Source organism: uncultured Cardiobacterium sp. (assembly GCF_938028825.1).
In the GTDB taxonomy this organism is placed as follows: Bacteria; Pseudomonadota; Gammaproteobacteria; order Cardiobacteriales; family Cardiobacteriaceae; genus Cardiobacterium.
In genome coordinates this window covers 1-10,704 of record NZ_CALIZP010000082.1, presented here as the reverse complement: position 1 = coordinate 10,704, position 10,704 = coordinate 1, and the positions used below count along the sequence as shown (strand labels likewise).

General features: G+C 62.1%; 15 protein-coding genes, 1 tRNA gene and 1 pseudogene. 11 read left to right on the top strand and 6 right to left on the bottom strand.

Going from position 1 to position 10,704, the window contains the following annotated elements; genetic code table 11:
• Positions 1-53: 53 nt before the first annotated feature.
• Together crcB and Q0562_RS12020 are read right to left on the bottom strand one after the other, a co-directional pair.
• Positions 54-410 carry a fluoride efflux transporter CrcB gene (crcB, locus tag Q0562_RS12025; RefSeq protein ID WP_298644679.1) on the bottom strand — a complete coding sequence of 119 codons (357 nt, stop codon included), beginning with the start codon at positions 408-410 and terminating at the stop codon, positions 54-56.
• Positions 407-943, bottom strand: a complete 537-nt coding sequence (locus Q0562_RS12020; protein ID WP_298644677.1) for a methylated-DNA--[protein]-cysteine S-methyltransferase — start codon at positions 941-943, stop codon at positions 407-409. Before Q0562_RS12020 ends, crcB begins: the two co-directional genes overlap by 4 nt.
• A 160-nt stretch (positions 944-1,103) precedes the next feature.
• Between Q0562_RS12020 and Q0562_RS12015 the strand changes: the two genes are divergently transcribed.
• The 9 genes from Q0562_RS12015 (at position 1,104) to ampD (ending at position 7,894) form a co-directional block, all read left to right on the top strand.
• On the top strand, positions 1,104-1,433 hold the full coding sequence (locus tag Q0562_RS12015; protein ID WP_298644675.1) for a hypothetical protein: 330 nt from the start codon (positions 1,104-1,106) through the stop codon (positions 1,431-1,433).
• The gene (locus Q0562_RS12010; RefSeq protein ID WP_298644674.1) at positions 1,430-1,783 is read left to right on the top strand and encodes a hypothetical protein; all 354 of its coding nucleotides are present in this window, start codon (positions 1,430-1,432) and stop codon (positions 1,781-1,783) included. Before Q0562_RS12015 ends, Q0562_RS12010 begins: the two co-directional genes overlap by 4 nt.
• Positions 1,784-2,017: 234 nt before the next feature.
• Positions 2,018-2,155 (top strand): hypothetical protein, encoded by a 138-nt coding sequence (locus Q0562_RS12005; protein ID WP_298644672.1) that lies wholly within the window; start codon positions 2,018-2,020, stop codon positions 2,153-2,155.
• 117 nt (positions 2,156-2,272) lie between these two features.
• Positions 2,273-3,457, top strand: coding sequence for an acetate kinase (locus tag Q0562_RS12000; protein WP_298644670.1), 1,185 nt, complete (start codon positions 2,273-2,275; stop codon positions 3,455-3,457).
• 11 nt (positions 3,458-3,468) lie between these two features.
• Positions 3,469-5,544 (top strand): phosphate acetyltransferase, encoded by a 2,076-nt coding sequence (gene pta, locus Q0562_RS11995; RefSeq protein WP_298644666.1) that lies wholly within the window; start codon positions 3,469-3,471, stop codon positions 5,542-5,544.
• Between the two features lie 75 nt (positions 5,545-5,619).
• Positions 5,620-5,856: a twin-arginine translocase TatA/TatE family subunit gene (tatA, locus tag Q0562_RS11990; RefSeq protein WP_298644665.1), complete on the top strand. Its 237-nt coding sequence runs from the start codon at positions 5,620-5,622 to the stop codon at positions 5,854-5,856.
• 9 nt (positions 5,857-5,865) lie between these two features.
• Complete coding sequence (gene tatB, locus Q0562_RS11985) at positions 5,866-6,300, top strand: Sec-independent protein translocase protein TatB (protein WP_298644663.1); 435 nt, start codon at positions 5,866-5,868, stop codon at positions 6,298-6,300.
• Between the two features lie 235 nt (positions 6,301-6,535).
• Positions 6,536-7,318 (top strand): twin-arginine translocase subunit TatC, encoded by a 783-nt coding sequence (tatC, locus tag Q0562_RS11980; RefSeq protein WP_298644661.1) that lies wholly within the window; start codon positions 6,536-6,538, stop codon positions 7,316-7,318.
• Positions 7,319-7,894, top strand: a complete 576-nt coding sequence (gene ampD, locus Q0562_RS11975) for a 1,6-anhydro-N-acetylmuramyl-L-alanine amidase AmpD (RefSeq protein ID WP_298644660.1) — start codon at positions 7,319-7,321, stop codon at positions 7,892-7,894.
• 4 nt (positions 7,895-7,898) lie between these two features.
• Here ampD and cgtA read toward each other — a convergent pair whose 3' ends face one another.
• From cgtA to rplU, 3 genes are all read right to left on the bottom strand, one after another.
• Positions 7,899-8,942 carry an Obg family GTPase CgtA gene (gene cgtA / locus Q0562_RS11970; RefSeq protein ID WP_298644658.1) on the bottom strand — a complete coding sequence of 348 codons (1,044 nt, stop codon included), beginning with the start codon at positions 8,940-8,942 and terminating at the stop codon, positions 7,899-7,901.
• Between the two features lie 114 nt (positions 8,943-9,056).
• Positions 9,057-9,326, bottom strand: a complete 270-nt coding sequence (rpmA, locus tag Q0562_RS11965; RefSeq protein WP_298644655.1) for a 50S ribosomal protein L27 — start codon at positions 9,324-9,326, stop codon at positions 9,057-9,059.
• A gap of 12 nt (positions 9,327-9,338) precedes the next feature.
• Entirely contained in the window at positions 9,339-9,659 is a 321-nt protein-coding gene (rplU, locus tag Q0562_RS11960) for a 50S ribosomal protein L21 (protein ID WP_298644652.1), read from the bottom strand.
• Between the two features lie 187 nt (positions 9,660-9,846).
• Between rplU and Q0562_RS11955 the strand changes: the two genes are divergently transcribed.
• Positions 9,847-9,923, top strand: a tRNA-Val gene (locus tag Q0562_RS11955).
• Positions 9,924-9,968: 45 nt separating this feature from the next.
• Here Q0562_RS11955 and Q0562_RS11950 read toward each other — a convergent pair.
• Positions 9,969-10,391 (bottom strand): hypothetical protein, encoded by a 423-nt coding sequence (locus Q0562_RS11950; protein WP_298644650.1) that lies wholly within the window; start codon positions 10,389-10,391, stop codon positions 9,969-9,971.
• A 114-nt stretch (positions 10,392-10,505) separates the two neighbouring features.
• Between Q0562_RS11950 and Q0562_RS11945 the strand changes: the two are divergent.
• Positions 10,506-10,704, top strand: a pseudogene (locus Q0562_RS11945) (deoxyguanosinetriphosphate triphosphohydrolase); the annotation flags it as partial.

Genomic DNA, 10,704 nt, shown 5'->3' with positions numbered 1-10,704 from the left:
ACCTCGGTGTCATATTAAGGAAAGGGCGGATTTTAGCATGGGGCGGGATGCGGTCAGCGGGCCAGCGCCATGCCGCCGAGGACGGCGGCGATGCCGCAGATAAGGCTGGCGGCGAGGTAAAGCGTGGGGACGAGATAATGCCCCGCCTGCCAGCGCTGCACGATGTCGAGCGAGAAGGTGGAAAAGGTGGTGAAGCCGCCGCAGAAACCGCTGATGCAGAGGGCGCGCAGGGCGGCGTTATCGCGGGCAAGCGTTGCGGCGAGATAGCCGATAAAGAGACAGCCGAGGACGTTGACGCAAAACGTACCGAGCGGGAAGGTGCGGGCGGGCAGGGCGAGGCCGAGCAGGTAGCGCGCCACGCTGCCCAGCCCACCACCGAGGAAGAGGAGGACGCAGTGGATGAAGTTCATGGGAACAGGGGCAGGGTTGGGCAGGCATCTCCGCCGTGTTCATGGGCGAGCAGCCGGGCTTTGCGTTGCAGGCCGCCGCCGTAGCCGGTCAGCGTGCCGTTTTTGCCGATGACGCGGTGGCAGGGGATGAGGATGGCAATGGCGTTGGCACCGTTGGCAGCGGCGACGGCGCGCACGGCGGCGGGATGGCCGATGGATGCCGCCAGCGCCTGATAATGCGTGGTCGTGCCGTAGGGAATGGCGCACAGCGCCGCCCAGACGCGCCGCTGGAAATCGCTGCCGACGGGGTGCAGGGCGACGCCGAAATCACGCCGCGTGCCGGCGAAATATTCGCCGAGCTCGGCGGCGGTTTGCCGGGTGTGCTCATTCTCGCCGAGGGTGATGGTGCAGCCGAAATGGCGTTCGAGGGCGCGGCTTTCGCGCGCGATGCGCTGCGTGCCGGCAAATTCGAGCAGGCAGACGCCGCGCGCACTGGCGCAGACGTAAAGCGCGCCGAGCGGGCTCGCAATGCGTTGGCTGATGAGGGTGGGCATGGGGAGATGGTTCCTGAACATAAACGGGGAGCAGCGGCGGGCAAACATAGGCCGCATTCCATTGAAAATAAAGGATTAGATGATTTTAGACAAACTTTGTCTAATTCGTCAAAATCCGTCTAAAACCATATAATCCTGCGACAAATACTGGAGAACCGTCATGCACGACCCGCTTTACTATTCCCGCCGCCCCTACGCCGATGCTTTGCTGACAATGCTGGCCGACGGTGTGGTCAGCGCTTTCACCCTGTTCGCCCCGCGCCGCATGGGCAAGACGCAGTTTTTGCTGAACGACATCCGGCCTGCCGCCGCAGCGCGCGATTTTGCCGTTTTCTATTTTAGCTTCATGGACAGCGACGCGCAGACGGAAAGCCGCTTCCGCCTCGCGCTGCTGGATTTCGCCCGGCAACTCGGTCTCGGCGGCAAACTGAAAACGTGGCTGGCGGGGATTGAGCAAGTGTCGGCCGCGAAAAAGCGCCTGAACCGGTGAGCGTCAGCGAAGTGATTGAGGCGTTGGCGCAAAGCGGTAAAACGGTGCTACTGCTGTTTGACGAAGTGCAGGAACTGGCGCGCTTCGATGACACAGGCGGCCTCATCCGCTCGCTGCGCACCGGGCCGGATGTGCATCGGGCACAGGTCAAAGTCGTCTTCACCGGTTCCAGCATGAACGGCCTGCGGCAGATGTTCAGCGATTACAAGGCACCGTTTTTCCAGTTTGCCCACGCGATAGCCTTTCCACGCCCGGAACAGGACTTCACCGACTTCCTCGCCGACATCTATCAGGCGCGCACCGCCAACACACTGGACAAACAGGCGCTGTATCAATGGTTTGTCCGCTGAGAACACATCCCGCTGCACCTGCGTGCCATCATCCAGAACACGATTATCGACCCCGCCCTGCCGCTGGACGCGGCCGCCGCCGCACAGCAGCAATACCTGCACGACAGCGCCGATTACGCCGCCGTCTGGCGGGAACCGAAAGCGCTGGACCGCCTGCTGCTGCAAGCGCTGGCGCAAGAACGGCAGGCCCTCTACGCGCAGGACACGCGCCGGTGGCTGGCGGCGCAAATGGGGGTGGACGATGTCAGTGTGCCGCAGGTGCAGGCCGCGCTGCGCCGCCTGACCCGCGCGGATTTCATCAGCAAAAACGGCGGGAACCAGTGGGCGGTGAACCATCCCGATATGCTCGGCTGGATACGCGAGCAGATGTAAGCCCCCTCCCGCCCATCCCGTCCGCCGTTATCCGCCGGCCTGCCCAAACCGCCGTCCTGCCGTGTTTCTGCTAAAATCGCGCCGTTTTCATCCACAGGTAATCCATAGGAAATCATCATGTCCCATTACATTTTTGTCCTGAACTGCGGCTCTTCCAGCCTGAAATTTTCCGTCATCAATCCGGAAAACGGCGACGAGGCGCTGAAAGGACTGGCCGAGCGGCTCGGTGTCGGCGGCATCGGCAATATCACCATCAAGAACGCCAGAGGCGACAAGATTGAGGAATCGCTCGCCCCCGGCACGCACCAGGAGGCGCTGCGCCATATCGTCGCTGCGCTGCAAAAGGAAGGGCTGATGGACAAAATCAAGGCGGTCGGCCACCGCATCGTGCATGGTGGCGAGTATTTCGCCGAATCCGTCCTCGTGGATGACGATGTGCGCGAGAAGATTGTGGACTGCATCCGCCTCGCCCCGCTGCACAATCCGGCACACGTGACCGGTATCGACGCCGCGCGCGAGGTCTTCCCCAACCTGAAACAGGTCGTCGTCTTCGACACCGCCTTCCACCAGCACATGCCGCAGCGCGCCTATCTCTACGCCCTGCCGTACAAGCTCTATGCCGACAACAAAATCCGCCGCTACGGTTTCCACGGCACGTCTTACCGCTACATCGCCAGCCAGTTGCCGGAGAAACTCGGCATCGCCAGGCCGAAGGCGGTCGTCGCCCACCTCGGTAACGGCGCTTCCGTTGCCGCCGTGGATTTCGACCATTCTGTGGACACCACGATGGGTTTGACCCCGCTGGAAGGCGTGGTGCACGGCACCCGTTCCGGCGACGTCGATCCCGCCATCTTCGGCATCCTCACCGGGCAGATGGGCATGAGCCCGAAAGAGGTGGACGATATGTTGTGGAAGCAGTCCGGCCTGCTCGGCCTCTCCGGCATGTCCAACGACTGCCGCACGATTGAACAAGCCTACGCCAAAGGCGATGAAGCGGCCATTCGCACCATGGAGGTGTACTGCTACCGCCTCGCCAAGCATATCGCCGCGCAGATGGTCGGCCTCGGCGGCGCGGATGCCATCGTTTTCACCGGCGGCATCGGCGAAAACTCGTCGCTGGTGCGCGAGAAAACCATCGCCCTGCTCGAATTTCTTGGCTTCAAGCTCGACAGCGCCAAGAATCATGAAACGTCCCGGGGCAAGGAAGGCAATATTGCCGCCCCCGGCAGCAAGCCAGTGTGGGTCATCGCTACCAACGAAGAGCTGATGATCGCCCGAGATACCGACGCACTCAGCGCCTAAGGAGAACCACCATGGCAAAAACAATCCTGGTCGTTGCCACCCGTCAGGGCAGCGGCCTGACTTCCGCCGTCCTCGGCCTCTATCACGCCCTTGACCGTAAGGGCATCAAGGCCGGTTTCCACAAACCCGTCATCCAGTACGATGTGGAAGGGCAGGACATTGACCACAGCCGCAACGTGCTGCGCCAGTCCGCGCGCACCACCGCCGACGACAGCCTCGCCATCCGCCCCGAAACCGTGCAACAGGCGCTGGATGCGGGCAACCTCGACGAACTGATGGAAACCGTCATCCAGAACTTTGAAGCCGCCAGGGGCGACGCCGATGTCGTCATCATGGAAGGGCTGCTGGAAACCGCTTCCGTGCCCTACGCCGACGAGGTGAACCGGCAAATCGCCCGCGCCCTCAATGCCGACGTTATCCTCCTCGCCGACGCGCACACCGCAAGCGTTGCCCGCCTGGAAAACCAGCTCGACTACGCCGCCGGCAACATCGGCAAGAACCAGCTCTTCGGCGTCATCATCAACCATGCCGACGCCGCCGGTGCACTGAGCACCGCCGCCATCACCGGCAGCAAACTGGGCGACAAATACCGCCTGCTCGGCATCATCGGCCACAACCCGGACATCGGCGCGCCGCGCGTCAGCGACCTGCAACAGCACCTCGGCGCGGACATCCTCCTCGCAGGCGAAAGCGCCACCCGCCGCATCCATGACTACGTCCTCTTTGCGCGCACCCCGGCGAACGCCGCCGAATTCCTGCAACCCGGCAACTGCATCTTCCTCCCGGCGGATCGCGATGACGCGCTGATGGCGACCACTATCAGCGCCAAAGCGGGCAACCACCTCGCCTGCCTCGTCCTCACCGGGCCGCTGCCCGCCTCCGACGTCATCATGAAACTGTGCAAACCGCTGCTCGAAGACGCGCGCCTGCCGGTGCTGCATCTTGAAACCAGCAGTTGGGAAATCGGCAAACTCGTCGAAAAATTCAACCGCTACATCCCCGTTGACGACGAACAGCGCATCAACGCCACCAAAGAACACATCGCCGACAACATCAAAGACGGCTGGATCGACGGCTACCTCAGTGCCGCGCGCACCGTCAGCCTCTCGCCCGCCGCCTTCCGCTACCAGATCGTGCAACGTGCCATCGCCGCGCACAAAACCATCGTCCTGCCCGAAGGCGACGAACCGCGTACCGTCGTCGCCGCCAGCATCTGCGCCGAACGCGGCATGGCGCGCTGTGTCCTGCTCGCCAAACCCGACAGCGTCCGCGCCGTCGCCGCCCAGCAGGGCGTCACCCTCGGCGACAACATCCAAATCATCGACCCCGACGCCGTGCGCGAAAAATACGTCGCCCGCCTCGTCGAACTGCGCAAAGCCAAAGGCATGACCGAAGACCAGGCGCGCGACGCGCTCGCCGACGGCGTCATGCTCGGCACCATGATGCTCGAAGCGGGCGAAGTGGACGGCCTCGTCTCCGGCGCCGTGCACACCACCGCCAACACCATCCGTCCGCCGCTGCAAATCATCAAAACCGCGCCGGGCGCCAGCATGGTCTCCTCCGTCTTCTTCATGTGCCTGCCGGATCAAGTCCTCGTCTATGGCGACTGCGCCATCGTGCCCAACCCCAGCGCCGACGACCTCGCGCAAATCGCCATCCAGTCCAACGACAGCGCCAAAGCCTTCGGCATCGAGCCGCGCGTGGCGATGATCTCCTACTCGACCGGCACCTCCGGCAGCGGCGCAGACGTCGAAAAAGTCAAAGAAGCGACCGCCAAAGTGCGCGAACTGCGTCCGGACATCCTGGTGGACGGCCCGCTGCAATACGACGCCGCCGCCGTTGAGTCCGTCGGCAAACAGAAAGCGCCGAACAGCCCCGTCGCCGGACAAGCGAGTGTCTTCATCTTCCCCGACCTCAACACCGGCAACACCACCTACAAAGCCGTGCAGCGTTCGGCAAACGCCATCTCGATGGGTCCCGTCCTGCAAGGCATGCGCAAACCCGTGAACGACCTCTCGCGCGGTGCGCTGGTGGACGACATCGTCTATACCATCGCCATCACCGCCGTACAGGCCGCCCATAGCTAAACGGCAAACAAAGCCCCTTGCCCGCTGCGGGTGAGGGGCTGACTATTTCCCCAGACCCCAAATCAGGAGCACCCCATGGGAATCAGCCCGATCCAACTCCTCATCGTCCTCATCATCGTCATCGCCATCTTCGGCACCAAAAAACTCGGCGGCGTCGGCGCCGACCTCGGCCAGGCCATCAAAGGCTTCAAAAACGCCATGAAAGAAGACGACAAACCCGCCGACAAACTCGAACACCAGGCCGAAAAGACCGCCGCCGACAGCCGCATCATCGAAGGCGAAGCGCGCCGCGACGAAGAAAAAACCCACTAAGGCGGCCCCGTGTTTGACATCGGATTCTGGGAACTCGTCGTCATCGGCGTCATCGGCATCGTCGTCATCGGCCCCGAACGCCTGCCGGAAGTCGTGCGCAGCGCCCTCATCTTCATCCGCAAAATCCGCCGCGCATTCAGCGACGTGCGCGCCGACATCGAGCGCGAACTCGACCTCGACGATATGCGCAAAATCCTGCACGAAGCCGACATGCGCGAACACATCAAAAAACTTAACGACGGCGTGATGAACCTCGACAAAGAAGCGCGCGACCTCGGTACCAGCATCAAAGAAGACCTCGAACACGCCTACGACGGCTACACCCCGGAAGACGCCAGTGCCGAAGCCGACACCGGCATCGAACCGCCTGCCGCCACAGGCACAGACAAAACCCCGCACACCGCCGACACCGCGAACACAGAAAACACCCCGCCCAAGCCCTGAACCCCGCCAAGCGGCGTAAATACTGACCTCGCCAAGCGGCACCAATACTGGGCTCGCGTAGGGTGGGCTTCAGCCCACCGGGCAGGCGCAGCCTGCTTTTTGCGCCGTTGAAGCGCAACCCCAAGCGGCGTAAATACCGGGGATACCGCCGGATTGCGCGCTGCACTGGCCGACAGCTTCGGCGCCTTCCGCCAATGCCCGACGACCATCCACAACACCCACCACTGAGTCCACCATGACCGACCACGACACCCCACCGCAAAGCGACGACAAAGAAATGCCCATCGTCGAGCACCTCATCGAACTGCGTGCCCGCCTGCTGCGCATCATCTACGCCGTCGTCGGCGTCTTCGTCCTGCTCCTGCCCTTCCGCAACGCCGTGTACGAAGCCTTCGCCCTGCCCGTGCTCGGCAGCCTCCTGCCGGGGCAAACCATGCTCGCCTACGACGGCATCGACATCTTCCTCACCCCGGTGAAAGTCTGCCTCTTCCTCGCCTGCCTGCTCACCATCCCGTGGATCCTCTACCAAATCTGGGCCTTCGTCGCACCGGGCATGTACCGCCACGAAAAACGCCTCGTCCGCCCCATCCTCATCTCCTCTACCATCCTCTTCTACACCGGCGTGCTGTTTGCCTACTTCATCATCCTGCCCATCCTCTTCAGCTTCCTCGCCGGCATCGAACTCAAAGGCGTCGAATACAAACCCGACATCACCCAGTACATGTCGCTCAGCCTGACCATGTTCATCGCCTTCGGTGCCGCCTTCGAGGTGCCGGTGGCGACCGTCATCTGCCTCATGCTCGGCATCGTCCGCCCGGAGACGCTCGCCAAAAAACGCCCCTACATCATCCTCGCCGCCTTCACCATCGGCATGCTGCTCACCCCGCCGGACGCCATCTCGCAAACCCTGCTCGCCGTGCCGATGCTCATCCTCTTCGAAGCGGGGCTCTACATCGGCAAACGCCTGCTTGCCGCGCGCGAAGCGGGCGACAATCCGCCGCCTGCCGCGAAACCCTGAATGCACATTGATGAAAGCGGCTGGCTGGACAGCGCTATCCGCCGCCCCAGCCCGCACTACAACGCCCGCCCCGATGCCGATGACATCTCACTCCTCGTCATCCACAACATCAGTCTGCCGCCCGGAGAATACGGCGATCGCTACATCAGCGACCTCTTCTGCGGCACTCTGCCCGCGAAGCGCCACGAACACCCCTACCTTGATGCCATCGCCGACCTGCGCGTCGCCGCGCACTTCCTCATCCTGCGCGACGGCCATATCCAGCAATACGTCGCCACCACCGCGCGCGCCTGGCACGCGGGCGAATCCCGCTATCAGGGCCGCGCCAACTGCAACGATTACAGCATCGGCATCGAGCTGAACGGCAGCGACCACCACCCCTACACCCTGCGCCAATACCAAAGCCTCGCCGCGCTAACCCGCGCCATCATGACGCGCCACCCGCGCATCACCCCGACGCGCATTACCGGTCACGGCGACATCGCCCCCACGCGCAAAACCGACCCCGGTCCCGCTTGCAACTGGCACTACTACCGGCGCTGTCTGGAAACACAAAGTCGGCATGGCGATGCCTGACGGTTCAGGAATGTGGCCGGTGATAGTCGGCGTCTTCGTCCATCCGTTCCAGCGCCTGCATGATGTCGCGGCACAGTTGCTCGGTGCCCATGCCGGTTTCCGCCGAGATGCGGTACACCGGACCCTGCCAGCCGATGGCGGCGGTGATGCCGTGTTCCAGTACCGCGCCGTCTTCGGCGGTCAGCGTATCCATCTTGTTCAGCACCAGCCAGCGCGGTTTGTCGGCAAAAACGGCGTCGTATTTGGCGAGTTCCAGGCTGACCTGCTCGAAGTCGCGCACCGGGTCTTGTGAATCGCTGAGCGGCGAGCAATCAAGAACGTGCAGCAGCAGGCGGGTGCGTGCGAGGTGGCGCAGAAACTGGTGCCCAAGCCCTGCGCCTTCCGCCGCGCCTTCAATGAGCCCGGGAATGTCCGCCATGACGAAACTTTGCAACATGCCGACGCGGACGACGCCGAGGTTGGGATGCAGGGTGGTGAAGGGGTAGTCGGCGATTTTCGGGCGGGCGGCGGAAACGCGGCTGATAAGGGTGGATTTGCCCGCGTTCGGCATACCGAGCAGGCCGACATCGGCGAGCAGTTTCAGTTCGAGACGCAGATAGCGCTCTTCGCCTTCACTGCCGGGTTTGCATTGACGCGGCGCGCGGTTGGTCGAGCTTTTGTAGCGGGTGTTGCCGAGGCCGTGATAACCGCCTTGCGCCACCAGCAGGCGCTGACCATCGCTAGTGAGATCGCCGATGAGTTCGTCGGTCTCGTCCACGAATACCTGCGTGCCGACCGGCACCGGCACGATGAGATCGGCACCGCTGCTGCCGCGCTTGTTGCGCCCTTCACCGGCTTTGCCGTTTTCCGCCTGATAGCTGCGGTTGTAGCGGAAATCGGCGAGGGTGTTGATGCCTTCTTGAGCGACAAGGTAAACACTGCCGCCGTCGCCGCCGTCGCCACCATCCGGCCCGCCGAAGGGGATGTATTTTTCCCGGCGGAAACTGACGATACCGTTGCCGCCTTTGCCCGCGCGGACATATATGCGCGCTTCATCTACGAATTTCATGGGGGAGATTCCTCTGTGGGTTTGTTCTTATGGTATCGCCGTTTTGCCCACCAGGCGCGGCGGCAATAAAAAAGCCCCGCATGGGTGCAGGGCTTGCGGCAAAACGCGTGATAATCAGGCTTCTGCTGCCTCGGCAGCGATGCTGACGTAGCGACGCTGTTGCGGGCCGCGTCTGCTGAACATAACGGTACCGGTTGCGGTGGCAAACAGGGTGTGATCACGACCGACGCCGACATTTTCACCCGCATGGAACGGGGTGCCGCGCTGGCGGACCAGGATAGAACCGGCGCTAACAAATTCGCCGCCGTAGCGTTTGACGCCGAGGCGTTTGGATTTGGAATCGCGACCGTTGCGGCTGGAACCGCCTGCTTTTTTGTGTGCCATAGTCTCTTCTCCTTATTGTTGGCCGTCGATAGCGTCAATCACCACTTCGGTGTAGTTTTGACGGTGCCCCATGCGTTTCATATGGTGCTTGCGGCGGCGGAACTTGATGATCTTGATTTTTTTGTGGCGGCCGTGTTCAACGATTCTGGCGCTGACGGTTTTGCCTTCCAGATAGGGCGCGCCGACGTTGACATTGTCATCACCACTGGCAATAAGCAGCACTTTGTCGAAAGCGATGCTGTCGCCCGCTTCACCCGGCAGGGTTTCCACTTTCAGGCGCTGGCCGGGTTTGACCTTGTACTGTTTACCGCCGGTTTCAATAACTGCAAACATGTTGTTCTCCAAAAATTTCATGCGCGAACAGGGTTCTGCCCGCTGTCAAAGGCGGCGGATTATACTGGCGCCATGCGGCGAATTCAATAGCTGCGCCATATGCTTACGCGCATTTGCCGCCGTTTTGCGCGCCCTGCACAAAGCGCTTGCAATCGTTCCCGAACCCCCTATAATGCGCGCCTCATTCAGGCGCATAGCTCAGTTGGTTAGAGCACCACCTTGACATGGTGGGGGTCGTTGGTTCGAGTCCAATTGTGCCTACCAGAATCATGAAAGCCCGTCATTCCGACGGGCTTTTTCTTTATCCGCTTACCGGGTAATCGTCACCGGGTTCTGCCGCCACATCGCGATCAGGCAGGTGTGCACGGTAATCACCAGCTCCACTAGGGTAACGGCAATCATCACGCCGAGAAAGGCGGTGAGAATCCGGTATTGATTGCTTGCCAGCGGCAGCGTCATATGCTGCGGCAATATCAGCCAGACAAACAGCGCTACCATCAGCAGCGTGTAAGCGGTGATGTCGCCCATGATGTCGCCGAAGCACTGTTTGGGGTGGTCGTAGCCGGAAGACTTGTTCGCCGTCCACACCGACCAGCCGAGATACACCGCCGCCAGCGCGAGCAGGACAAATGCCAGCATCAAATCCGCCAGTTGCAGGAAAAAGGCGATACCGAAACCGGCAATGGTGAGGATGATGCCGAAGCGGAAGCAGGATTGCAGGAACGTTTTCATAAAAGCCTCTTGAAAATGGGGAAACCGATTATAGCCGTGATACGCGCAGACCGCCCTGCCGGATGGCGGCGGGCGGAGTGCTAAAATCCGCGTATTCCCCCACCGGCACACACCATGAACTGGATCCAGCTCCTCTCCACCTACCGCATCGGCCGGGCTGCCTGCCCGGAACCCTCCGTGCGCTCCGACTTCCAGCGCGACGGCGACCGCCTCATCTTCTCCGCCGCCTTCCGCCGCATGAAAGACAAAACGCAAGTCTTCCCGCTGGAAAAAAACGACTACGTCCGCACCCGCCTCACCCATTCGCTGGAAG